Origin of the sequence: Ferrigenium kumadai (assembly GCF_018324385.1) — a bacterium.
Classification (GTDB): domain Bacteria; phylum Pseudomonadota; class Gammaproteobacteria; order Burkholderiales; family Gallionellaceae; genus Gallionella; species Gallionella kumadai.
Map to the genome: position 1 here is coordinate 1,423,412 of NZ_AP019536.1, position 22,948 is coordinate 1,446,359.

The 22,948-nt window shown below is 60.0% G+C and carries 21 protein-coding genes; 6 read left to right on the forward strand and 15 right to left on the reverse strand.

All coding sequences use genetic code 11. The annotated features are described in order from the left end of the window. Both FGKAn22_RS06800 and FGKAn22_RS06805 read right to left on the reverse strand, forming a co-directional pair. On the reverse strand, nt 1-933 hold the full coding sequence (locus FGKAn22_RS06800) for a hypothetical protein (protein WP_212784874.1): 933 nt from the start codon (nt 931-933) through the stop codon (nt 1-3). Between the two features lie 11 nt (nt 934-944). Further along, nucleotides 945-3,200 (reverse strand): TonB-dependent receptor, encoded by a 2,256-nt coding sequence (locus tag FGKAn22_RS06805; protein WP_212784875.1) that lies wholly within the window; start codon nt 3,198-3,200, stop codon nt 945-947. A gap of 484 nt (nt 3,201-3,684) precedes the next feature. Here FGKAn22_RS06805 and FGKAn22_RS06810 point away from each other — a divergent pair, with 484 nt between their 5' ends. Genes FGKAn22_RS06810 through FGKAn22_RS06825 form a run of 4 tightly spaced genes read left to right on the forward strand, consistent with a single transcriptional unit; the run spans nt 3,685 to nt 8,211 of the window. After that, complete coding sequence (locus FGKAn22_RS06810) at nt 3,685-5,085, forward strand: TolC family protein (protein ID WP_212784876.1); 1,401 nt, start codon at nt 3,685-3,687, stop codon at nt 5,083-5,085. Then, nucleotides 5,082-6,293, forward strand: coding sequence for an efflux RND transporter periplasmic adaptor subunit (locus tag FGKAn22_RS06815; RefSeq protein ID WP_212784877.1), 1,212 nt, complete (start codon nt 5,082-5,084; stop codon nt 6,291-6,293). The genes FGKAn22_RS06810 and FGKAn22_RS06815 overlap by 4 nt, the downstream gene beginning before the upstream one ends. Continuing rightward, complete coding sequence (locus tag FGKAn22_RS06820) at nt 6,293-6,994, forward strand: ABC transporter ATP-binding protein (protein WP_212784878.1); 702 nt, start codon at nt 6,293-6,295, stop codon at nt 6,992-6,994. Before FGKAn22_RS06815 ends, FGKAn22_RS06820 begins: the two co-directional genes overlap by 1 nt. Beyond that, complete coding sequence (locus FGKAn22_RS06825; protein WP_212784879.1) at nt 6,991-8,211, forward strand: ABC transporter permease; 1,221 nt, start codon at nt 6,991-6,993, stop codon at nt 8,209-8,211. Before FGKAn22_RS06820 ends, FGKAn22_RS06825 begins: the two co-directional genes overlap by 4 nt. A gap of 16 nt (nt 8,212-8,227) precedes the next feature. Here FGKAn22_RS06825 and FGKAn22_RS06830 read toward each other — a convergent pair whose 3' ends face one another. The 13 genes from FGKAn22_RS06830 to ccmA form a co-directional block, all read right to left on the reverse strand. Further along, nucleotides 8,228-9,670: an HD domain-containing phosphohydrolase gene (locus tag FGKAn22_RS06830; RefSeq protein WP_212784880.1), complete on the reverse strand. Its 1,443-nt coding sequence runs from the start codon at nt 9,668-9,670 to the stop codon at nt 8,228-8,230. Between the two features lie 2 nt (nt 9,671-9,672). Continuing rightward, nucleotides 9,673-10,128 (reverse strand): response regulator, encoded by a 456-nt coding sequence (locus FGKAn22_RS06835; protein ID WP_212784881.1) that lies wholly within the window; start codon nt 10,126-10,128, stop codon nt 9,673-9,675. Then, nucleotides 10,121-12,112 carry an MASE3 domain-containing protein gene (locus FGKAn22_RS06840; protein ID WP_212784882.1) on the reverse strand — a complete coding sequence of 664 codons (1,992 nt, stop codon included), beginning with the start codon at nt 12,110-12,112 and terminating at the stop codon, nt 10,121-10,123. Before FGKAn22_RS06840 ends, FGKAn22_RS06835 begins: the two co-directional genes overlap by 8 nt. Further along, nucleotides 12,102-13,256 carry a porin gene (locus FGKAn22_RS06845; protein WP_212784883.1) on the reverse strand — a complete coding sequence of 385 codons (1,155 nt, stop codon included), beginning with the start codon at nt 13,254-13,256 and terminating at the stop codon, nt 12,102-12,104. The genes FGKAn22_RS06840 and FGKAn22_RS06845 overlap by 11 nt, the downstream gene beginning before the upstream one ends. Before the next feature lie 265 nt (nt 13,257-13,521). Further along, nucleotides 13,522-14,781 (reverse strand): c-type cytochrome biogenesis protein CcmI, encoded by a 1,260-nt coding sequence (ccmI, locus tag FGKAn22_RS06850; RefSeq protein ID WP_212784884.1) that lies wholly within the window; start codon nt 14,779-14,781, stop codon nt 13,522-13,524. After that, nucleotides 14,778-15,269, reverse strand: a complete 492-nt coding sequence (locus FGKAn22_RS06855; RefSeq protein WP_212784885.1) for a cytochrome c-type biogenesis protein — start codon at nt 15,267-15,269, stop codon at nt 14,778-14,780. The genes ccmI and FGKAn22_RS06855 overlap by 4 nt, the downstream gene beginning before the upstream one ends. After that, nucleotides 15,266-15,793, reverse strand: coding sequence for a DsbE family thiol:disulfide interchange protein (locus FGKAn22_RS06860; protein ID WP_212784886.1), 528 nt, complete (start codon nt 15,791-15,793; stop codon nt 15,266-15,268). Before FGKAn22_RS06860 ends, FGKAn22_RS06855 begins: the two co-directional genes overlap by 4 nt. After that, nucleotides 15,790-17,781 carry a heme lyase CcmF/NrfE family subunit gene (locus tag FGKAn22_RS06865; RefSeq protein WP_212784887.1) on the reverse strand — a complete coding sequence of 664 codons (1,992 nt, stop codon included), beginning with the start codon at nt 17,779-17,781 and terminating at the stop codon, nt 15,790-15,792. The genes FGKAn22_RS06860 and FGKAn22_RS06865 overlap by 4 nt, the downstream gene beginning before the upstream one ends. Before the next feature lie 17 nt (nt 17,782-17,798). Next, nucleotides 17,799-18,272, reverse strand: coding sequence for a cytochrome c maturation protein CcmE (gene ccmE, locus FGKAn22_RS06870; RefSeq protein WP_212784888.1), 474 nt, complete (start codon nt 18,270-18,272; stop codon nt 17,799-17,801). Further along, on the reverse strand, nt 18,273-18,440 hold the full coding sequence (gene ccmD, locus FGKAn22_RS06875; protein WP_212784889.1) for a heme exporter protein CcmD: 168 nt from the start codon (nt 18,438-18,440) through the stop codon (nt 18,273-18,275). Further along, nucleotides 18,440-19,174, reverse strand: coding sequence for a heme ABC transporter permease CcmC (gene ccmC, locus FGKAn22_RS06880; protein ID WP_212784890.1), 735 nt, complete (start codon nt 19,172-19,174; stop codon nt 18,440-18,442). Before ccmC ends, ccmD begins: the two co-directional genes overlap by 1 nt. Before the next feature lie 4 nt (nt 19,175-19,178). Continuing rightward, nucleotides 19,179-19,862: a heme exporter protein CcmB gene (gene ccmB, locus FGKAn22_RS06885; RefSeq protein WP_212784891.1), complete on the reverse strand. Its 684-nt coding sequence runs from the start codon at nt 19,860-19,862 to the stop codon at nt 19,179-19,181. 13 nt (nt 19,863-19,875) lie between these two features. After that, entirely contained in the window at nt 19,876-20,490 is a 615-nt protein-coding gene (gene ccmA / locus FGKAn22_RS06890) for a cytochrome c biogenesis heme-transporting ATPase CcmA (protein ID WP_212784892.1), read from the reverse strand. Nucleotides 20,491-20,718: 228 nt separating this feature from the next. Here ccmA and FGKAn22_RS06895 point away from each other — a divergent pair, with 228 nt between their 5' ends. Next, the gene (locus FGKAn22_RS06895) at nt 20,719-22,038 is read left to right on the forward strand and encodes an enoyl ACP reductase FabMG family protein (RefSeq protein WP_212784893.1); all 1,320 of its coding nucleotides are present in this window, start codon (nt 20,719-20,721) and stop codon (nt 22,036-22,038) included. A gap of 103 nt (nt 22,039-22,141) precedes the next feature. Then, nucleotides 22,142-22,930 (forward strand): enoyl-ACP reductase FabI, encoded by a 789-nt coding sequence (gene fabI / locus FGKAn22_RS06900; RefSeq protein WP_212784894.1) that lies wholly within the window; start codon nt 22,142-22,144, stop codon nt 22,928-22,930. Nucleotides 22,931-22,948 lie beyond the last annotated feature (18 nt).

Here is a 22,948-nt window from a genome sequence, read left to right on the forward strand (position 1 = left end):
TCAGACCTCTACTTTCTGTTCTGCTGCATCGTTCTTCCTCGCCTTGCGCTGGCGCAACAGAGGCGCAGCACCGAACATACCCAGCAGGGTGAAGCCTATCCCCATCGCGACGCTGCGCTGGTCGAACGCGTTCTTGCCGTAGCTGCCGTTGAATGCCGTGAGGTAATTCTTGCCACCGTCGGCACGTTCCGCCACCAGCACAAAATCAGAACCTCGCATGCCGCGCCAGCCCATCTCCTTTTGCTTCTCTTCTGCCTTGAAGTCGTCCGGCAGATGCACCGTGATAATGCCTTGCGTATCGCTCACCGATTCCGACTTCGTCCCGTTCTGAGTTTCCATCGCGACCTTCTGGCCCGCAAGCGGCTGGCCATTGAAGCGCACCAGAAACTTCCAGTCTTCGTTCGCCCGGTAGCGCGAATGTTCGCGCGGGTAAGGTTGCGGAATGATCTCGAGTTCATGCTTTTGCGTCATGAACATGGCTGTAGGATTCTCCGCGCCGCGTTCGCCGAAGTAGTACACGGTAGAGGCGACACGTACATTGCCGCCTTGCTCCTCGCGAGCGGACAGCCAGTGGAAACCGCCGCTCTCCGGCTTATCCAGCTTGGCTCCGGCCATCTCCAGCGGCAACTGGCGGCGGCCATGCTCGTCCGCGAGTTTGTTCGACCAGGCCATGACGCCATCCGCCACGATGTTCTGCGGCACCACCGTGACGGTCATGCGCTCGCGTGCCTCCCCTCCTACTTTTGTTTTCAGGATTGGATGGTTGGTCCAGGCCATCGCTCGGCCCATCATGCCGCCCATCGCGGCATGATCGTGTCCGGGATATTCCTTTGCCGCGGCGGGCACGGTCGTGGGCGAAGGAACCTCGGCTGCAAATGAGAGGGAGGCGGATGCCAGCGCCAGCACGAGTACAGAAGGCTTCAAGATTCTCATTGCTCGTTCCCTCAGAATGCGGCACTGATCCCAGCCGACCAGACGCGTCCGCGTCCGACGATGAGTGACAGGTCTTCCGCGTTATAGACCCTGTCATATACCTTGGTGATGGGGTTGGCCTGGTCGTTGGTGCCGCGCGCCGCGACGTAATAGTTGCGCGCGAACAGGTTGTCGATGCGTGCAAAGAAGCTCCACTTGCTGCCGCGCAGGAAAGTCGGATCGTTCTTTACCTCATAGTTCGCCAGCAGGTTGAACAGCGTACGGCCGCCGATCCACTCCTGGTTGATGTCATCCGCGTAGTAGCCCCCCTTGAAGTCCATTTCCAGCCCGGCCTTGAAGTCGTGCATGGGACGCCAGTTGAGCGTGCTGTTGAGCTGGTTCTTGGGAACACGCGGCACCATCTTGCCGGTGTTGTTGAAGTTTTTCAGCGTGTAGCCGGCAGGCGGGCCGAACGGGTTGCCCAAGGTCTGGGTGAAATGGTCATAGCGGGTAAAGCGTGCATCGATATAGCTGTAAGCGAGATCGAGAGAGAACAGGCGGCCGGCATCGGTCTTGGCGGCGAACTCGAAGCCGCGGTTGCGAACCCCGCCGATGTTCTCATAGCGCTCCGGGAAGAGCGTCGTGTTGGTGGAATACTGACCGGACACTGCCAGAATGTAGTCATTGCGATCGATCTGGAACAGCGCGCCGGATAAGTCCACGCCCACCCCGAACAGCTCGGTTTTGCGCCGCGCGCCGACTTCCATGCTCAGCGCCTGTTCCGGCTTCAGGTTGGGATTATCCTGGGTCTTGCCGCCGTTGGGTGTCACCGTGCCGGTGAAGAGCTGTTGCACGGTAGGCGTGCGGAAACCGGTTGAGATGTTGCCGTACACGTTCGAGCTGTCACTCAGGTCATAGGCTGTCCCGATTCGCCACGAATTCACGTTGAAGCTCTTGCCCAGCGCCAGCGTGGTGGCGCGCGCAACGGTCGGATTGGCGCTGTATCCCAGGCTGGAGGTATCGTGGCGACCGTTCAGCGTCAGCGACCACGCTGGGGTCGCGTTATAGGTCACCTCGCCGTACAGACCGGTGATGCGCTCGCGCGTGAAGTCGTCCCCAGTCACGGCCCCTGCTGCGCAGTTCACCGGGCATGGCGTCGCGGGAGCATTCCGATAGCTGACGAGGTTGCTGGTCTGGTTCCAATAGCCGTTATTGCGCCAGTCGAGCCCGGCCAGCCAGCCGACCGCATCCTGCGAGGCACGCCATTCTCCCTTGAGGCCTGACTGAATCTGGTTATACTCATTGCCGGTGATATAGGCATTGGGATCGTTCACAACCGCCCCCGTCCCGCTGTATTTCTGCGGCGCGGAGAGGAAGGTAGTGTGGTCCTTGTACTGGTAGGTCGTCAGCAGCAGATTGGCATTCTGCGCGTAATCGTTCGAGTAGGTCAGGTTCAGCTTGGACAGGTTGGTATTGAACTTGCGCGCGTAGTCGCTGCTATTGACGCTGCGCGGATCGATCGCCGCCTGCGTCACGCCGGTGACACTGCCGTGCGAATCCTTGAAGCGCTTGGACGTTTCGAAGCCGAAACTCAGGTCGCTGTGATCGTTGACATACCAGGCCAGCTTGCCGTCCAGATAGTTGCTGAAGTAATTGCCCTGGTAATAGAAATCCGGGGCGCCGCGGCGGGATGCCTGGATGTGGCCGCTGGCAGTCTCATTGGCAAAGCCGATCTTGGTCAGCTCCTTGTGAAAGCCGTAGGACCCCAGCTCCTTGGCAGCCGTAAATCCGGCATTCTTGTAGCCGCGTTTGGTCGTGATGACGACAGCCCCCGACAGCGCATCTTCGCCGAACAGGTAGGAGGCGCCGCCCTTGATTACCTTGATCGACGCGATATTGTCCAGATCGATGTTCACCTTACCGGTGCGCTCGAACACCGGAACCCCGTCGATCACGATGGCCACGCCCGGCTTCTCGCCCATGTAGCGCTGGTTCTCGATGCCGCGCAGCTTGATCTTCACCGACTCGCCGCTGTCCAGGTCGGCGGTCACACCCGGAATGCCTTGCAGCACTTGCAACAAATTTTGCGGATGCTCCTTGTCGATCTTTTCTCCGCTGATGACGGTGGTATTGGATGCTTTGTCGTTCCTGGAAGTGAAACGGTCATCAATGGTCGTGGAACTCACCACTACCTCATCCAGCGTTTCATTTTTGCCACCTGCCGCATATACGGCCTGACTGATCGCCAGCGCAATCGCGCTGAGCGCAAACAATTGCGTCCCCTTCATTTCCCATCCCCCTTGGTATTGCCATGGTCAATAATTAGGAGGCGGATTCTATGAACGAATAACCACACTGGGAATGCGACATGATGTCGCGCGACAAAATGTCGCAGGTCGAAACGACCTGCGACATTTTGCGGTGAAGGCTAACCTTCAGGTTATGCCGAAGCCCCAATATGTCGCACCCTTGGTGCGGCATATTGGGTGGCTAACCATCCTGCGCAGCAGGATTGTTAGGCCGGAACCACAATCCCCAAAGCAACCTGCGACATATTGGAGGGAGACTCATATCCACATAGCAGATGTGATGTCGGAACCACAATTCATTTGCGGAATTGCTGTGACAAATTACGGTGAAGACTCATACCCGCGCGGATGTAAGGTCTTCACCCTATTTCCATCGGATACCTCGGCACATTTTTTTACAAATGCAATAATTCCGGATGAAGGGCAGCCGTTATACTGAACACTCTGAATACGAAGACTCCCCATGCGACTACGCCTGCAACGCTCGGTCCTGCCAGCACTGCTCTGCCTGTGGAGCAGCGTAGCCTTGTGCGCGGAAAGAGATCCGCTGAACACCGAAGCGTCCCTGCCGCTCAAGCCCGCTTTGCGCCTTGGTGGCGCGGTGGGCGATCCCTGCGCGGATGCGGCGCCGCGCAGCACACTCAATCTGTTCGACGTGGTCAACCTGGCCCTGTGCAACAATCCACAGACCCGCGAGGTGTGGGCCAGTTCGCGAGTACAGGCAGCGCAGGTCGGGGTGAGCAAGGGAAGCTACTTTCCCGCCGTCAGCCTGAGCGCTTCCGGCAACCGCAATTCGCCCGGCACCAACCAGCGCACCCTCGGACTGACACTCTCCTATCTGCTGTACGATTTCGGCGCACGTGCCGCGAACCTGGAGAGCGCGCGCCAGTTGCTCGCTGCAGCGAGCTCGACGCAGGACAGCACGGTACAGGTCGTGTTCCTGTCGGCGGTGCAGGCCTACTACCAGACGCAGGCGACGCAGGCCGCGCTGGATGCGACGCGCGAAGCAGAACGCGCCGCGAAGGGAAGCTTTGACGCCGCCGAAGCACGCTATCTCGCCGGCAGCGCAACGCCTGCCGACAAGCTGCAGGCACAGACCGCCTACTCGCAGGCGACGTTGAATCGCATCACGGCGGAGGGTACCCAGAAGAAAACTGGCGGAACTCTGGCGAATATCATCGGCCTGGATGCCAATCGCAGCGTGACTCTCGCAGCGGCGAATTCCGAAACCGTTCCGCCGGATTTCGACCGCGACGTGAACGCACTGATCGATGAAGCCAAACGGCAGCGCCCTGACCTGATCGCCGCCGAAGCGCAGGTGAAAGCCGCAGAGGCCAGTGCGGATGCAGCTCGTGCCGCAGGCAAGCCGTCGATCTCGTTGACCGCATCGACCACACAGGCCAATAGTGCGGGCATCACCTCGCATGGCTCGTCGCTCGGCGTCAACCTGAGCGTGCCGTTGTTCTCCGGCTTTGCGCCCACCTACCGCGTCCGCGCTGCCGAGGCACAGGTAGAAGCGCAGCAGGCACAAATGGAACGTGTGCGATCTCAGGTTGCGCTGGACGTGTGGAACGCCTATCAGAACCTCATCACTGCCACGCAATCGCTGCGCACCACCGCCGACCTGCTGCACAGCGCGGAGCAATCTGAGCGTGTCGCGTTGGGCCGCTACCAAGCCGGTGTGGGCAGCATCCTGGATGTGCTGAACGCGCAAAGTGCGCTGGCCAGCGCACGACAGCAGCGCATCCAATCCATGCTCGACTGGAACATCGGCCGCGCCACCCTCGCCCAGGCTATGGGCAACCTGGACGGCAACCTGTTGCAAACCTTGTCGCCCGCCGCACCAGAGAAAGCACTCCCATGAAGAAAATCCTGCGCTCCCCCGTCGCCCTGCTCCTGCTAGCCGTAGTTCTCGTAGGTACAGGTGTCGTCGCCTACCGCCAGCTTGGCGCCATCGCACCGGAACAGCAATACCGCCTGGAAGGCATAGCGAAAGGCGATCTCAGCCAGACCGTTTCCGCCAACGGCACCATCAATCCGGTGTCGCTGGTTAACGTCGGCACCCAGGTCTCGGGCACGGTGAAAAAACTGTATGTGGATTTCAACAGCAAGGTCGAGAAAGGACAGGTGCTGCTGGAACTGGACGATGCGCTGCTCGCCGCGCAACAGAAGCAGAGTCAGGCCAACGTGCTGAGCGCTGCCGCTTCTTTGGATCTCGCCAGCGCCAACGAGGCACGCATGCGCAATCTGTATGCGCAGGAATACGTGTCGCGCCAGGAATTCGATACCGCCGTGCAGGCGAAGAAAGCCGCCGATGCACAACTAAAACTCGCGCGCGCGGCCGTGGAAAAAGATAAAGCCAATCTATCCTACTCGGTGATCCGTTCGCCGGTTTCCGGCGTGGTCGTGGACCGTGCAGTGGATGTCGGCCAAACCGTCGCCGCCAGCCTGCAGACCCCCACCCTGTTCAAGATCGCGCAGGATCTGTCAGAGATGCAGATCGACGCAAGCTTCGCCGAAGCAGACGTCGGCGGCATCCGCATCGGCCAGACGGCGCGCTTCAGTGTGGATGCATTCCCCAACCGCAGCTTTCAGGGAACGGTGCGCCAGGTGCGGCTGAATCCGACCACGCTGCAGAACGTCGTCACCTACGACGTGGTGATCGACGTGGACAATCCCGAGCAGATCCTGATGCCCGGCATGACAGCTTACGTGAGCATCGCCGTGGCGGAGCGCAAGGACGCGCTGCTGGTTCCCAATGCAGCACTGCGTTTCAAACCGGCCAATGGCGAACAGCCGAAGAAAGGGGCTGCAACCAATGGTGTAGGCCCGAAACCGAAGGACGAAAAATATTTGTCCGGGCACCCGCGCGACGCCTTCTCCGGCAAGGTGTATGTGCTGAAGGACGGCAAACTGGCGCCTGTTGGCGTCTCGCTCGGCATCACCGACAACCGTAATACCGAGATTCTTGGCGGCGAACTCAAAGCGGGCGACCAGGTGGTGGTCGGCAATGCACATGCCGCAAACAGCACGCCCAGCAGCAGTTCGCCGCCGCGCATGAGAATGTTCTGATGAACGACACCGTCATCCGCATCGAAGGGCTGCACAAGTCCTATGAGACTTCCGCGGGCCTGTTCCCAGTGCTGAAGGATGTCAGCCTGCAGATCGGTGCGGGCGAGTTCGTCGCCATCATGGGGCCGTCCGGTTCGGGCAAGTCCACCTTCATGAACATCCTCGGCTGCCTCGACGAACCCACGGCCGGGCGCTACCTGCTGAACGGCCGAAACGTCGCCGAACTGAACCGGGACGAACTGGCCGGCTTGCGCAACCGCACCATCGGTTTTGTGTTCCAGGGCTTCAACCTGCTGCCGCGCATGTCGTTGCAGGACAATGTCGCCCTGCCGCTGATCTACAGCGGCGTGGATCGCACCGAGCGCCAGCAGCGAGCGCGCGATCTGCTCGTCAAGGTCGGACTGGAAAGATATTTCGATTCCATGCCCAACAAGATCTCCGGCGGTCAGCAACAGCGCGTCGCCATCGCACGCGCGCTGGTCAACCACCCGAGCCTGATCCTCGCCGACGAACCCACCGGCAACCTCGACAGCCGCACCGGCGAGGAGATCATGGCGCTGTTCGAGTCGCTCAACCGCGAAGGCATCACCATCGTGCTGGTCACCCATGAGACCGACATTGCGCATCACGCCAAGCGCCAGGTCCACTTTCTCGATGGACGCATCGTCAGCGACCACCCGGTTCAGGAGCGCACGACATGACTATAGCGATGCTCGGCGAAGCCTGGCAGGCAATGGGGGCAAACCGCCTGCGCACGATGCTGACCATGCTCGGCATGGTGATCGGCGTGGGCGCAGTGGTGCTGATGATGTCGATCGGACAAGGCGCGCAATACGCCATCAAGCAAAGCATCGCCGCGATGGGAAGCAACCTCTTCGTGCTGCTTTCCGGACATACTTCGACCGGCGGTGTGCGCTCCGCCAGCGGTGGCGCCCATACCCTGACGGTAAACGATGCGGATGCCATCGCCGAACTGTCGGGTGTCCAGGCCGTCGCTCCGATCCAGCCGGGAAACGCACAGGTGGTGTATGGTCCCAACAACTGGAACACGTCCGTCATCGGCACCACACCAAGCTATCTGGACGCGCGTTCATGGACGGTGGTCTCCGGTTCAGCCTTCACCGATTCCGACGTGCGCTCCGCCACTCGTGTCGCGCTGATCGGACAGACCGCCGCGCAGAACCTGTTCGGCGGCGAAGACCCCGTCGGCAAGACCATCCGCATCCTCCAGAGCCCTTTTGTGATACTTGGCGTGCTGGGAATAAAGGGACAAGGCATGGACGGGCGCGATCAGGACGATACCATCCTCATCCCTCTCACCACCGCACAACGCCAGGTGTTTGGCAATCAGTTCCCGGGCTCGGTGCGCCTGATGATGGTCCAAACCACCACACAGGAGATCATGCCCGAGGTGGAACGATCCATGAGCTCTCTGCTGCGCCAGCGGCACCGCATCCGCGAAGGCATGGAGGATGACTTCTCGCTGCGCAACCTCACCGCCGTGGCCGACTCTGCAGCCGAGAGCACTCGCATCATGTCGCTTCTGCTCGGTGCCATCGCTTCGGTATCGCTGCTGGTGGGCGGCATCGGCATCATGAACATCATGCTGGTCTCGGTCACTGAACGTACCCGCGAGATCGGCATTCGCATGGCCATCGGCGCACGCGAACGCGACATCCTGCTGCAATTCCTGCTGGAGGCGATCATCATCTCGGTGGTCGGCTGTTTCATCGGCTTGCTGCTGGGCATCGGCGGCGCGCTGCTGACCGAGGCGCTGACCGGCACGCTGGTCATCATTTCGTTCAGCTCGGTAGTAGTGGCGTTCGGCGTTGCCGCAGCCGTGGGAATCTTCTTCGGTTTCTATCCGGCAAAGAAAGCGGCGCAACTCGACCCGATAGAGGCATTGCGCTACCAATAAGGCGTCAGAGCCGAAGTTATGTCGTGGGTTTCATGAAGAACTCATGCTTCGCATTGGTCGGGAAAGCGTAGTTTTTTTCCCTGAACAAGGCGAGACAGTTATCCACGGCATCCGGGGCATAAAGCACTCCGCGCTGCCTGGCGATTTCATCCAGTGCCGATTCCAGTCCCAGACCAGGACGATAAGGACGATGAGACGACATCGCCTCCACCACGTCGGCCACCGCCAGTATCCTCGCCTCGGGCAGAATCTGCTCGGCCTTCAATCCCTGCGGATAACCAGATCCGTCCAGACGTTCGTGATGCTGTAGCACCATTTGCGCAATCGGCCAGGGAAACTGCACATCCTTGATGATGTCGTATCCGATTTGGGGATGTGTCTTGACCAGCTCATATTCGATCGGACTCAGGGTGCCGGGTTTGCTGAGGATTTCGGCCGGGAGATGAACTTTGCCGAGATCGTGAATGCTGGCAGCCAGATAAAGCCCCCGGATCTTGTCCTCGGGGAGTCCCATTTCATGGGCAATGGCGCTGGCAAGAGCGGCCACCCGCCGTTGATGTCCGGCGGTGTAGGGATCGCGAGCATCGACGGTGGCTGCGACGGCCTCGATGGTTTGCAGCAGGGTATGTTCCAGCTTTTCCGCGCTGGTACGGCGTTCCTTCTCTGCCTCTTTGCGCTCGGTGATGTCGCGATCGATTCCGCGATAGCCTTTGAAAACACCCTGCCCCTCAAAAATGGGCGTGGCGCTGGTTTCCATAAAAACGATCCGGCCGTCCTTGTGCCGATTCTCATTTTCCAGGAATCGGAAAGCCCTTCCCTCCTTCAGAATGGCTTCAAAGATGCCTCTGACCCGCTGCGCCTCCTCGGGCGGCATCAGATCGAACGGAGCCTTTCCGATTATCTCCTCAACGGTATAACCTAGGATTTCGTATATCTGCGGGCTTGCGTAAGTGTAAATGCCATGTTCGTCGATTTCCCATATCCAGTCGCTGGTGGATTCCACCAGCGCACGAAATTTTGCCTCGCTCTCGCGCAACGCCTTTTCTGCCGACTTGCGCGCACGGATACCCAGCTCGGCCGATATCACACGTTCGACGGCGGGAGCCAAACGCGCCAGGCGGTCTTTCAGTACGTAGTCCCTGGCGCCCGCGTCGATCAGCTCTACCGCCTCAACATCGGAAAGTGTGCCGGTGACCATGATCACCGGCATCTCCGGATGGGTGTGTCGTACTATCGTCAGTGCCGTCATGCCATCGAAGTCGGGCAAATGGTAGTCGGACAGGATGACATCCGGTTTGAAGTCCTCCAGTGCGTGGACGAACGCATCCCGCATCTCAACTCGTCTCGAGATGAAAGCAATACCCGCTTTGCGCAGCTCATGCTCTATCAGCTCGGCATCGGTAGGCGTGTCCTCCAGCATCAGGACCCGCAATTCCTTATTTATGGCGGCCTGTTCCATGGCTATCTCGGCACCACCGGCGGGTGGTTGACCAGCAGCCAGTAGAGCCCCAGCTCGGCTACCGTCTTGGCAAATTCGTCGAACTCCACTGGCTTGCTGATGTAGCTGTTGACTCCGAGCCGGTAGCTCTCCGCCACGTCCCGGTCCTCCTTGGAAGAGGTCAACACCACGACGGGAATAGTCTTGGTGCGCTCGTCGCCCTTGACCCTCCGCAACACCTCCATGCCGTCCACCTTGGGCAGGCGCAAATCCAGCAGGATGACTCGCGGGCCGTCTCCGATGCTGCGAGTCGCGTATGCCCCAGTAGCGAACAGAAAATCCAGCGCTTCCGCCCCATCCTTCACCCACACCAGCCGGTTGGCCAGGTTGCTTTTCTTCAGCGCCCGTATGGCCAGCTCCGCATCCGTCGGATTATCCTCCACCAGCAGGATCTCAACCTCTTTCACCGCTTCATCCATGCTCCTTCTCCCTGGTCGGTAAAGCAAAATAAACGGTCGCCCCCTCTCCCACTTTTCCCTCGGCCCAAACTCGCCCGCCATGACGGGTAACCACACGTTTGACGATGGCCAGGCCGATGCCGGTTCCCTCGAATTCGGTTATGCCGTGCAGCCTCTGGAACACCCCGAACAGTTTGCCGACATATTGCATGTCGAATCCGACCCCGTTGTCCTGCACAAAATAAATGGCCTCATTGCCCTCGATTGAGCCCCCCACCTTTACGTGAGCACCTTCTTTGGAGCGGCTGAACTTGATCGCGTTGGACAGCAGATTGACGAACACCTGACGCATCATGGCGCGGTCGCCCATAGCGGAAGGCAAATGTTCGATCTCCACCGGCACCTCGTGCCCGGCTATGGCGGGCTGCAGTTCTTCGCAGACCGAGCGGGCGAGCTCTTCCATGTCGATGGCGGAGTAGCTCAATTCCAGGCGCCCCGCGCGGGAGAACTTGAGGATGTCGTCGATGAGCTGTCCCATCCGCACGGTGTTGTCGCGCACCACATTCAGCAAACGCTTGCCTTCGTCATCCAGCTTGTCGGCATAGTCCTCGAGCAGGATGCCGGAGAAGCCATCGATAGCGCGCAATGGTGTGCGCAGGTCGTGCGAAACCGAATAGGAAAAGGCTTCCAGTTCCTGGTTCGCGGCCTCGAGCTGGGTAGTGCGTTCCTGCACCCTGATTTCCAGATCGTTCTTGAGTGCGAGCAGATTTTCTTCCGCCTTCTTGCGTTCGGTGATGTCGCGTGCGGCGGCGAACACGCCCAGCACCTCGCCTGTTTCATCGCAATAGACGCTGGCGTTGTACAGCACGTCAGTCACATGGCCGTCGCGGTGGCGCAACGCCAACAGGTAATCGGTGACCGAACCCTTGAGGAACACCTGCTGATAGCCTGACCGAGCCTTGTCCGGGTCAGTAAAGTAATCCGAGAAATCCGTCCCGATCAGCTCAGCGCGACTCATCCCAGTGACCTGCTCGGTCGCGTGGTTGACGTCGGTGATCTTGCCTGCCGCATTGATGGTCACCAGCGGGTCGAGGCTCGCCTCGATCAGGCTCCTGGTATACAGCGACACGGTTTGCAGCGCCTTCGCGATCCGCCGGTTCTCGGCGAACTCGGCATCCAGCCGCTGGAACGGCTCGCGCACGCTGGCAACGAACACCGCGCGATAGATAAAGAAATACGCCACGATTTTATAAAAATGGCCGAGCAGATTGAAGATGTCAGCCACGTCGGAATAGAGCGTGAAACTCAATTCGCTCAGGATGGTGATGACCGTGGCGGCAAACAGGCTGGCCGCATCGTAGGTCTGCGGCCGTCTTGCCTGACGATAGAACAGTACTGCGGGCAACAGCAGGATGGCGACGATCGCGTATTCCGCGCCGATCTTGAACGGCGTCAGTCCCTGGCCGGCAATGAATGTACGCGGCCATGCCTGCGGATAAGCCAGTCCAAGCCAGCTTACCCCGACAGCAATGGCCAGGCTGCCTGCCAGCAGCCAGTAGCGGGTGCGCGGTTCGGTCAAAGGCAGCCATGGCCTCAACGCCGCGGCAAGCAGCGCCAGCGCAGCCAGCAAGCGTGCCGACAGCCACAGGTTGATGGCCTTTTCCGGCCCGCTGGGGGTAATGCACTCTGGCATGCCTTTGAACGACAGCATGTGCGCGAAATCGACCAGCCCCACCGCAAGCAGTGCGCAGGCGAGGATGATAATGTTGCCCGGACGCTCCACGCTGTAGGCATTCCAGGCAACGCCGAACACCAGCATCGCAACGACGATGGAAAATGTTTCTGCAAACATGTGCACCGGCAAGTAACTCGCCATACCCTGCACAGTGTAGAGCGCGGGCGCCAACCAGATGAAGACAAAGAGCGCGGTCAATCCCGACAGCAGCCATAACATGCGCCGGAGTTCAGGATTCGCGTAAGGCAATCGGCGGGGATCAGAAGGCATACGCGACTCCCACGCCAAGTCCGGAAATCGTTGCACCGGATGACGTTGCTATGTTCAGGCCATCGCCGAAGTTGTAAGTGCCGTTTGCCCGGTTGCGGATGGCCGTGTATTGGCCATATAGCTCGGCGCCATCGAAAAGCACATAGCCGTAGCGCAACGAGAACTGGTTGGCGCCTGTGCCGACGGTGCCGGACAAATCATCTGCGTGCGTATACACCGCGCCAAGGCTGCTGTCGTCGAAGCGGTATGAACCCGACAGGCTCAAGGCGTTACGGGCAGTACTGCCTGAGGCCAGCGTACTGAAACTGAGGCGCTCGTAAACCACTCCGACTTTGCCGGCCCCGATCCGGTAGCCTCCGATCAGCCGCGTGCCTGTATCGGTGCCGCGGACATTGGCACCCGCCAGCACCTTCAAGTCCTGGTGACGTTCGTATGCCATGGCAAGATATAGCGGCTCGCGATCATAGGTGGCCGATAACGACCACAACGAAGGATTAGCCGCAACGGTCCGGCTGCCGGGATCGTCGACACTGTAGGCGAGTTTGAATTGGATATTCCGGTACTGCGGAGTCCAGTATTGCAGCGAACTCTTCTGCCGGCGATAGAAACCAGTAGAAGCGACAGTGACGCCACCTACGGAGGGTGAAAATCCCTGCGCTGCCGTCGGAACAGTGGTGGCGGCGCCGATGCCGTTGCCGATGCTTCCCAGCACAGCCATGGGACTGGCAATATGTGAATTGTCGAACAGGTCGACCTTGTCGTATGCCTGCCGGAACGGCGTATCCCATACTCCAAGGAACAGCGTGCCGAAATTGCCTTGCAGGCCGATACGAGAATTGCCCCATAGAGTGAAAAGCCCTCCCCCACCACCCGTTTCCGCACCGTTCAGATTCACGCGGGTAGCAAGCTGCCAGATAACTTCCCTACCGCCCCCCACGTCCTTGCTTCCCCTCACGCCGATGCGTGACGCATTCGTGGCGATGCGGTTACGTGCGGAAGCGGTGCCCGCCCCTGGCTGGCTGCTGCGAACCGACTCTACATCGGCATCCAGTTTTCCGAAGATTGAAATCGGGTTATCTGCAGCTGCGGTCGGTGGGAGGATAGCGAGAACAAACGCCAGCAACGCCAGGTTTCTTTTGCACATGCCGATCTCCCTTAGTTGTCACCGGGTCGGCAAAAAACGTTGTGGATGAAACGACGGCGCCAACACCCTTCGGCGCAAATATCCTATCCAAACCCCAGGCGCGCAATACGCTGAAGTATGTAGGAAGGGAGAGGCAGAATATGACGTTTGTGAAGACGGCTCAAGGAGATGGTTGAGTCGGCTGATAGCAGCACAGCTCAACCCCTTGATCCCTTACAGATACATTATTCGGTACATCGCAGCCAGATCGATGTACGTCGACCGACTATTGCACGACCGTGTCGATCACGATGTTCAGCCCCTTGGTGCCAGGCTTGATGCTCGCTGTGGTTCCCTGCAGGTCGCCGGGCTGAGCCATCGGCGTGCCGGACTTCGAGACGCGCGCGACCACCACGACCTCGCTGAAACCGGACAGCTTCAGCTGGGGCTGCATCGCCATGCTGTCGTCGAGAGTGAATGCCAGCGGCAGATCCTTCACCTGCTTGCGGAACACGGCGAGCGGCATCTTGGGGCCGTTCGCAGCACGCGCGAGGACGAACACGGTGTCGGTCGGCGCAACCTTCCCGGTCAGCGCGGGACTCAATGCGACCTTGCCGCTGATCGCCATCGCCGGATTGGCGGCAGCAGCCTTCTCGGCTGCATGGGCCGCATCGATCTGCGCCAGCATTTGCTTGCCGCCCTTCTGCATCGCGAGGAATTCCTTGGCCTGCTTGATACCGTCGTGGATCATCTGCACGTTCGGGTAATCCTGCGGCAGCAGGTCGACAAGCTTCTGCCAGTGTGTGATCGCCGCGGCATAGTCGCCGCGCTCCATCGCCGCCGACCCGGACAGCGCCAGCGCGGCGGTGTTGTTGCCATCCAACGCCAGCGCCTTGTCGAGGAACTTGGTCGGCTCGCCCTTCAACGACTGATTGTTGTTCATCGCCGTCGCGTCGGCGTAATCCGCCCACAGCTGCGCCTCGTTGGGCACCAGTTGCACCAGCTTCTGGTAGGCGCGCACCGCATCGGGGAAGCGCTGCAACTCGGCATAGGAACGCGCCAGCAGCAGCCAGCCGTCGGGATTCTCCGGCATGCGTTCCATTTTCTTTTCCAGTTCCTGCAGCGCCGCTTCGGAACGGACGATGCCGAAACCGTCGGCGGTGGCGAGCACCTCCTGCTGAAGCATGGCCTTGGGGTTGCCTATGGTGAGATAGAGCGGCACGGCGAGCAGCGGCAGCAACACCGCCAGTACGACCGCCAACACCTTGGCGGGATTGTGCGTCAGTTTGACGCTTTGCCCCGTGGTCTTCACCTCTTCCAGCAGTCGTGCCTGCAATTCGCGCTTGCCCTGCTCGAACGCCTCTTGCGTCAACAAACCGTTGCGCAGATCGGTTTCGAGTTCGGCCGACTGGTCGCGCAATATTTCCAGATTGGCCGCATCGCGAAGCACATCGTTGTTGTTGGCTGTAGCGCGCCACAGCGGCAGCACCACGAACAGCAGCGCCACGATCAGCAGCACTGCGCAGACTATCCAGAATAGGGTCATGCTTGCGGGTCTTTCGGTTGATTGGGGGTATCGGCAGGCTCGTTCAACAAGGCCGCTGCGCGCTGCGCCTCCTCGGCAGACAGTTCAGGTTCGGCGATCTGGCCCTTGCGCTTGCGCAACTGGTAGACCAGCACACCGCCGCCGATGAGCAGCAGGGCGAACGGGCCGTACCACAGCAGCAGCGTGGTCTTCTTCACCGGCGGATCGTACAGCACGAAGTCGCCGTAACGTGCGACCAGATAGTCGATGATCTCCTGGTCGCTCTTGCCCAGCTTCATCTGCTCGCGCACTTCGCGGCGCAGGTCTTCTGCCAATTCGGCATGCGAACTGGCCAGCGACTCGTTCTGGCAAACTAGGCAGCGCAGCTTTTCCGCCAGGCCGATCATGCGTTTTTCCAGCACCGGGTCTTCGGCCATATCCTTCGCCTCGCCCGCGTATGAAAAGACGGGCATCAGGCTGAACAACAATATCAGCAGGTATTTCTTCATTTCGCTTGCAGCTCCGCTACGAGGGGAAGGATCTTTTCGCTCAGATTCTGCGGCGTCACCGGCCCGATCTGCTTGTACCGGATCACCCCCTGTTTGTCGATCACATAAGTCTCGGGCACGCCGTACACGCCGTAATCGATGCCGATGCGGCCATCGGCGTCGGACACGCTCAGCACATAGGGATCGCCGCCCTTCTTCAGCCACAGTTCGGCGTCCTCGTTCTTGTCCTTGTAGTCCAGGCCGTAGACCGGCACGATGTTCTGGCGCGCCAGTTCCATCAGCACCGGATGCTCTTCACGGCAGGACACGCACCAGGAAGCCCAGACGTTGAGCAACCAGACCTTGCCCTTCATGTCCGCCGGCGAAAACAGTTTGGCCGGCTCGTGCAACTGCGGCAGCGTGAACGCGGGCGCCGGTTTGTCGATCAACGGCGAGTTCACTTCGCGCGGATTGAGGCCGAGGCCTACATACAAAAACGCGGCCAGGATCACGAACACTATGAACGGCAGGATGAAACGCATCATGCTGTCTTCTCCTTCAATGGCAATTCAGCGCCACTCACTTCCGGTTTGGTGCGCTTGCTGTGGATACGGTAACGGCGGTCGCTGATCGCCAGCACGCCGCCCAGCGCCATCAACAGACAGCCCGCCCAGATCCAGTCCACGAACGGTTTGACATAGACGCGCACGGCCCATGCGCCGTTGCTGTCCGGAATCGGCTCGCCCAGCGACACATACAGGTCTCGCAGCAGCCCGGCGCTGATCGAGGCTTCGGTCATCGGCATGCCGGATGCGTTGTACTGGCGCTTCTCGGGATGCAACTCGGTAACCAGCTTGCCATCCTTGCTGACCGTCACATTGCCGCGTCCGGCCACGTAGTTCGGGCCCTGCTCTTCTGTGACGCCGTTGAAACGGAATTCGTAACCGGCCGCCTGCACCGTGTCGCCGACATTCATGCGCACGTCGCGCTCGGTCTCGTAGCCCTTCACCATCGTCACGCCGATGATGAACACCGCCACGCCGAGGTGCGCAAACTGCATGCCGTAATAGCTGCGCGACTGGTTACGCAGCCTCTGCATGAAGTTGTCGCGTCCGGCCAACCGCTCGCGCAGGCTCAACACCACCGAAGCGATGATCCAGAATGCCAGCAACAAACCCAGCGCAATCAGCGGAGTCCACTTGCCCATCACCAGCGGCAACAACAACGCGATCAGCAACGCACTGGCGAATGCCCAACGCACGCGCTTGGCGAGCTCGAGGCCGTCGATCTTCTTCCAGCGCGCCAGCGGGCCGAGGCCCATCATCAGCACCATCGGCACCATCAGCGGCACGAACACCGCCTCGAAATACGGTGGCCCGACCGACAGTTTTCCGAAGCCCAGCGCATCCATGAACAAGGGATACAGCGTACCGATGAACACGGAAGCGGATGCCACCGACAGCAGCACGTTATTGGACAGCAGCAGCGATTCGCGCGACAGCAGGTCAAACTTCCCCCCCAGACCGACCTTGGGTGCGCGCCAGGCGAACAGCAGCAGGGACGCGCCGATCACGACGACCAGGAATGAGAGGATGAAGATGCCGCGCTTGGGGTCGGCCGCGAACGAATGCACCGAGGTCAGCACGCCGGAGCGAACCAGGAAGGTGCCCAGCAGGCTCAGCGAGAATGCGGCGATCGCGAGCAGCACAGTCCAGCTCTTGAACGCGCCGCGCTTCTCGGTCACCGCCAGCGAGTGCATCAGCGCAGTGCCGAGCAGCCACGGCATCAGGGAGGCGTTCTCCACCGGATCCCAGAACCACCAGCCGCCCCAGCCCAGTTCATAATACGCCCACCAGCTGCCCAGCGCGATGCCGCCTGTCATGAACACCCAGGCAATGGTGGTCCAGGGGCGCGACCAGCGCGCCCAGGTGGTATCAAGCTTGCCGCCGAGCAGTGCGGCGATGGCGAAAGCGAACGCCACCGAGAATCCGACATAGCCCATGTACAGCATCGGCGGATGGATCACCAGGCCGGGGTCTTGCAGCAAGGGATTCAGATCGCGCCCGTCAGCCGCGGCAGGAATCAAACGATCGAACGGATTCGAGGTCATCAGCATGAACAGCAGGAATCCGACCGCGACCAGGCCCATCACGCCGAGCACGCGCGCCACCATCTCTTCCGGCAGGTGCTTGCTGTAAGTGGCGACGGCCAGCGCCCATGCGGAGAGGATGAAAGCCCAGAGCAGCAGCGAACCTTCGTGCCCGCCCCAGATGGCGGATATCCGGTAGACGGTAGGCAACTGCGAATTGGAATGCTGCGCCACATACAACACGGAGAAATCGTTGGAGACAAAGGCATACCCCAGGCAAGCGAGGGCGATGCCGAGGAACACGAACTGGCCCGCAGCCAGCGGACGGGCGACGCCCATCAGCACCGCGTTGTTGCGCGCCGCACCGACGATGGGCAGCACGCCCATGCAAAGAGCGAGGAACAACGCAACGATCAACGTGAAATGACCAATCTCTGGAATCATGCTGAATCTTTCAGGAGTTATTTAACGGCAGGAGATGCAGCGGGAGCGCTCGCCGCGGCGGCATTCGCGGCCTGGGCTTTCTTCAGCGCGTCGGCGGCTTCCGGCGGCATGTAGTTCTCGTCGTGCTTGGCTAGCACCTCGTCGGCATGCATCACGCCATCCGGACCGACCGTGCCTTGTGCGACCACGCCTTTACCTTCCTTGAACAGGTCCGGCAGGATGCCTTTGTACACAACGGGGATGCGCTTGTGCGTATCGGTGATGGCGAAGTTCACCGTCAGGCCGTCCGCATCGCGCTTCACGCTGCCCTCCTCGACCAGACCGCCGATGCGGAAGCTGCGCCCGTGCGGCGCCTCGTTGTTGAACACCTGCGTCGGCGTGAAGTACAGGCTGACGTTCTTGTCCAGCGCGTTCAGCACCAGACCGACGGCCAGGCCGACGGCGACAACACCCACTGCGATGAACATGAATCTTTTCTGGCGCGGCTTCATTTATTCCTCGTCTCCTGCGTCGCGCATCATGCGCAGCTGCTGCAAAGTGATCTTGCGTTTATGTCTGACCATCGCGATCTCGACAGCAAAAATGAGAAAGGCGACGGCATACGATCCCAACCAGATGTAGGTGAGCGGGTTTTCCCGCATCCAGATATCCAAGTTCATTATTTAACCTCCGGCAATTCGGTTACCCACTTGGTATGGCGTTCGCGCTCCAGGATGATGCTGCGCACCCGCGCCAGCACCACCGCGATGGCATACAGCCAGCAGGCCGCGAGCATGATGAACATCGCCTGCTGCATCGCGATGTGCATGGTCGTTCCGGTGAACTTGATGGTCGAGCCCTGATGCAGCGTGTTCCACCACTTCACCGAGAAGTAGATGATGGGCACATTGACCGAACCCACGATCGCCAGCAGCGCGCTGGCACGGTCCGCACGGCGCGGATCGTCGATCGATGCGTGCAGCGCGATGAAGCCGAGATACAGGAACAGCAGGATGAGTTCGGAGGTGAGGCGCGCATCCCATACCCACCATGCGCCCCACATCGGCTTGCCCCACAGCGCGCCGGTCCACAGCGAGATGAATGCGAACAGCGCGCCGGTCGGGGCGATCGCGGTCGCCATCATGGATGACAAACGCGTGTTGAAGATCAATCCCAGCGCCGCATAGCCGGCCATGATGAGATACAGGAACATCGACAGGATGGAGGATGGAACGTGAATGAAGATGATGCGGTAGAACTCGCCCTGCTGATAGTCGGTGGGGGCAACGTAGAAGCCGATGTACAGACCGATTGCGAACAGGATCGCGGCGGAGAATGCGAACCACGGGATCATTTTTCCCGCCAGTCCGTAGAAGGTGGTGGGTGCGGAATACTTGAACCAGTTAATTGCCAACTTATTACTCCATAGAAATACGTAACGCCTGCGCGGTCACCCAGGGAGTGAACGCCAAGGCCAACACCAGCAACGCCCCCAGCAGCGACAGGTGGGGCGCGGCCGTCAAACCGGTCGATACCGCCTCGACCGCTCCCGTGCCGAAGATCAGCACCGGAATGCACAACGGCAACACCAGCAGTGACAACAGCACACCGCCGCCGCGCAGACCCAGCGTCAGTGCCGCGCCGATCGCGCCGACCATACTGAGTATCGGCGTGCCCAGCAGCAGCCCGAGGATCAGCACGCCGAGTGCCTGTGCCGACATATCAAATTGCACCCCCAGCACCGGCGCCATCAGCACTAGCGGCAGCCCGGACACCATCCAGTGCGCCGCCATCTTGCCCAGCACCAGCATCGACAAGGACTGCGGTGCCAACATCATCTGCTCCAGCGTGCCATCGAGATAATCCGCCGAGAACAATCTCCCCAGCGACAGCATCGAGGCCAGCAAAGCCGCCACCCACAACACGCCCGGCGCCATCTTGCGCAGCATGCCCATCTCGGGACCAACGCCCAGCGGGAACAGGCTGACCACCATCACGAAGAAGATCAGCGTGGTGAGCACATCCGCACGGCGCCTCATCGCCAGGATGAGATCGCGCCGGACCACCAGCAGCAACAAATCGAACATCGTGGATTTCTTCATAACCGGATGACCATCATGACAGGGACAAAGTACGCATATCCATCCCCGCCACTTGCAGCGGCTGGTGGGTAGTGAAGATCACCATCCCCTCCCGCGCCAGATGTTCCTCCAGCAATGACTCGATCAAGGCCACCGCTGCGACATCGAGCGCCGCCAAAGGTTCATCGAGTATCCACAACTTCGCTTTGCTCACCAGCATGCGCGCCAACGCAACGCGCCGGCGCTGCCCCTGCGACAACACCTTGGTCGGCAACAACTCGCGCCCCTTCAATCCCATGCGGCGCAATGCGGCGACCGCTTCTTTCTCGTCGAGTTCAACACCCGACAGTCCGGACGAGATGCGCAGGTTCTCCAGCGCGCTCAATTCGTCCTTGATCGCATTCAGGTGTCCGAGATACATCATCTCGGCGCAATAGTCCTCGCCCAATTCCCGCGTGCTCTCGCCGCGCCATAGGATGTCCCCCTCGTCGGGCGACATGAAGCCGCAAAGCGTGCGCAGCAGACTGGTCTTGCCGCTGCCGTTCTCGCCCTGCACCTGCATGATCTGCCCCGGATGCAGCGTAAAGCTCAAGCCAGAAAACAAGCGGTGATCGCCGCGACTGCAAGCAAGATTGCTGACTTCCAGCATGTAAGGGAAAACCCGAAATTGAACAGCGCGGGATTATATACGATGGATATTCGAAAAACCTACCGCACGGCTCGACTCCCCCTGCCGGCAGAAGGTTATTGAGGCGCACCATCTACCCACCGACTCCGAACCAACCACTTTTAACAACGCGCCGGGTTTGGCTAAACGCCAAATCAGGCTATCATTAACAGATTGTTTAATTGTTCGACAGGCGGAAGGCTGATTTTTATGAGTTCACGAGTTTCGTTGCGGGATATTCCAAAGACAAATATCTTCCGGAAAGGCGATGTTTTTGTGCTGTTTGGCGAGTTGTTCGGCCGTGGCTATGCCAACGGCCTGATCGACGAGGCTCGCAAGGTGGGCATGACCATCGTCGGCATCACCGTCGGCCGCCGCGATGAAAACAATGCCTTGCGCCCGCTGACCGACGAGGAACTCGCCCAGGCCGAAGCCAATCTCGGCGGACGCATCATCAATGTCCCATTGATGGCAGGATTCGACCTGGACTCGCCTGCCGGCGAACCGACACCCACAGACCTTCTTGGCGACATGACATTGAAGAGCTGGCAGGACGACAAGCTCGATTGGGCACACATCGAGAAATGCCGCGAGGCGGGCGTGCAGCGCTTCAAGAACTCGGTGGCGAAAGTGATGGCCGAGCTGGACGGCATGATTCCGGATGGCAGCAACGTCTTCTTTGCCCACACCATGGCAGGTGGCATCCCCAAGGTAAAAGTGTTCCTGGCGATTGCGAACCGCATCTACAAGGGACAGGGCGACCGCTTCCTGTCCTCGCGCGCGCTGCTTGACAGCGACTTGGGCAAATTGATCCTGATGAATTTCGACGAAGTCACCGCCAATACCTTCCAGTATCTGATCGAAGGCAGTGCTGCGATACGTGCGCGCGTCGAAAGGACCGGCGGACAGGCTCGCTATACGGCCTACGGCTATCACGGCACCGAGATCCTCATCGAGGACCGCTACCAGTGGCAAACCTACACCAACTACACCCAAGGCTATGCCAAGATGCGTCTCGAACGCGTCGCCGAATCTGCCTGGGCCAACGGGATTAAGGCGACGGTTTACAACTGCCCTGAGATCCGCACCAATTCCTCCGACATCTTCGTCGGCGTCGAACTCTCGCTGTTCCCCCTGCTCAATGCCCTGAAAAAGGAGTGCGGCGGTGCCTGGGCCGAAGCGCAATGGCAGGCATGCCGTGCGCTGTTGCAGGAAGGCTTCACGCTGGAAGGCCTGTTGCAGAATATCAACGATTACAACGCAAGCGATGTAATGAAAGGCTATCGCAATTTCGAAGCGTGGCCTATGGATAACAGCAGGGAGCTGGCCGATTTGATGATAGGCACTTCAGATGCAATCACCCAGATGCACAAAGACCGCAAAGCCCTGGTAACCGATCTGTTGAGTGCCCTGGTGCTGGAAGGAACCGGGCCGTTGATGTTCTATGAAACCTCCTCTCCCGCAGCAGCGGTTATCTGGCTGAATCACGACGTCATCGCCAAGCAGCTTGTTGAAAGGCACTGCAAGTAAAACATTTGACCGTGTAGGCAAATAACGAGCGGCCTCGTCATTGATCAGTCCAGCAAGCGTTTTCGGGGCCCAAGACCTTAACCACCATTCACAGAGGAACAGCATGGGATTTCTGGCCAACAAACGCATCCTGATCACCGGCATGATCAGCAACCGCTCCATCGCCTACGGCATCGCGCAAGCCATGCATCGCGAAGGTGCGGAACTCGCCTTCACCTACCAAGGCGAACGAGTACGCAGCCGCGTTGAAGACATGGCCAAGGAGTTCGACAGCAACCTGGTCTTTCCTTGCGACGTTTCGAGCGACGACGAGATCAACCAGCTGTTCGTCGACCTGGGCAAGCACTGGGACGGATTCGACGGATTCGTGCACGCTGTCGCCTTCGCGCCGCGCGAAGCACTGGACGGCGAATTCCTCGATGGCTTCAGCCGGGAAGCGTTCCGCATCGCACACGATATCAGCGCCTACAGCTTCCCCGCCATGGCAAAGGCCGCCATGCCGCTGATGGAAGGCCGCAAGGCTGCCCTGCTGACCCTGAGTTATCTCGGCGCGGTACGCACCATGCCGCACTACAACGTGATGGGCATGGCCAAGGCCAGCCTCGAGGCCAGCGTTCGTTACCTGGCGATGGAACTGGGCCGCAAGGGCATCCGCGCCAACGGCATTTCCGCCGGTCCGATCAAGACACTGGCCGCAGCCGGCATCGGCGACTTCTCCAAGCTGCTTACCTATAACGCAAAACATGCCCCGCTCAAGCGCAACGTCACCATCGAGGAAGTCGGCAATGCCGCCGCTTTCCTGTGCAGCGACCTGGCCAGCGGCATCACCGGCGAGATCACCTACGTCGACGGTGGATTCAACACCACCGCACTGGGCTCCACCGAAGCATAATCGGGCTGTACCAAATAA

Excerpts from the sequence above, each read along its gene's own strand:
- FGKAn22_RS06800 (WP_212784874.1), bottom strand. The coding sequence starts at position 933 with ATGAGAATCTTGAAGCCTTCTGTACTCGTGCTGGCGCTGGCATCCGCC.
- FGKAn22_RS06805 (WP_212784875.1), bottom strand. The coding sequence starts at position 3,200 with ATGAAGGGGACGCAATTGTTTGCGCTCAGCGCGATTGCGCTGGCGATC.
- FGKAn22_RS06810 (WP_212784876.1), top strand. The coding sequence starts at position 3,685 with ATGCGACTACGCCTGCAACGCTCGGTCCTGCCAGCACTGCTCTGCCTG.
- FGKAn22_RS06815 (WP_212784877.1), top strand. The coding sequence starts at position 5,082 with ATGAAGAAAATCCTGCGCTCCCCCGTCGCCCTGCTCCTGCTAGCCGTA.
- FGKAn22_RS06820 (WP_212784878.1), top strand. The coding sequence starts at position 6,293 with ATGAACGACACCGTCATCCGCATCGAAGGGCTGCACAAGTCCTATGAG.
- FGKAn22_RS06825 (WP_212784879.1), top strand. The coding sequence starts at position 6,991 with ATGACTATAGCGATGCTCGGCGAAGCCTGGCAGGCAATGGGGGCAAAC.
- FGKAn22_RS06830 (WP_212784880.1), bottom strand. The coding sequence starts at position 9,670 with ATGGAACAGGCCGCCATAAATAAGGAATTGCGGGTCCTGATGCTGGAG.
- FGKAn22_RS06835 (WP_212784881.1), bottom strand. The coding sequence starts at position 10,128 with ATGGATGAAGCGGTGAAAGAGGTTGAGATCCTGCTGGTGGAGGATAAT.
- FGKAn22_RS06840 (WP_212784882.1), bottom strand. The coding sequence starts at position 12,112 with ATGCCTTCTGATCCCCGCCGATTGCCTTACGCGAATCCTGAACTCCGG.
- FGKAn22_RS06845 (WP_212784883.1), bottom strand. The coding sequence starts at position 13,256 with ATGTGCAAAAGAAACCTGGCGTTGCTGGCGTTTGTTCTCGCTATCCTC.
- ccmI (WP_212784884.1), bottom strand. The coding sequence starts at position 14,781 with ATGACCCTATTCTGGATAGTCTGCGCAGTGCTGCTGATCGTGGCGCTG.
- FGKAn22_RS06855 (WP_212784885.1), bottom strand. The coding sequence starts at position 15,269 with ATGAAGAAATACCTGCTGATATTGTTGTTCAGCCTGATGCCCGTCTTT.
- FGKAn22_RS06860 (WP_212784886.1), bottom strand. The coding sequence starts at position 15,793 with ATGATGCGTTTCATCCTGCCGTTCATAGTGTTCGTGATCCTGGCCGCG.
- FGKAn22_RS06865 (WP_212784887.1), bottom strand. The coding sequence starts at position 17,781 with ATGATTCCAGAGATTGGTCATTTCACGTTGATCGTTGCGTTGTTCCTC.
- ccmE (WP_212784888.1), bottom strand. The coding sequence starts at position 18,272 with ATGAAGCCGCGCCAGAAAAGATTCATGTTCATCGCAGTGGGTGTTGTC.
- ccmD (WP_212784889.1), bottom strand. The coding sequence starts at position 18,440 with ATGAACTTGGATATCTGGATGCGGGAAAACCCGCTCACCTACATCTGG.
- ccmB (WP_212784891.1), bottom strand. The coding sequence starts at position 19,862 with ATGAAGAAATCCACGATGTTCGATTTGTTGCTGCTGGTGGTCCGGCGC.
- ccmA (WP_212784892.1), bottom strand. The coding sequence starts at position 20,490 with ATGCTGGAAGTCAGCAATCTTGCTTGCAGTCGCGGCGATCACCGCTTG.
- FGKAn22_RS06895 (WP_212784893.1), top strand. The coding sequence starts at position 20,719 with ATGAGTTCACGAGTTTCGTTGCGGGATATTCCAAAGACAAATATCTTC.
- fabI (WP_212784894.1), top strand. The coding sequence starts at position 22,142 with ATGGGATTTCTGGCCAACAAACGCATCCTGATCACCGGCATGATCAGC.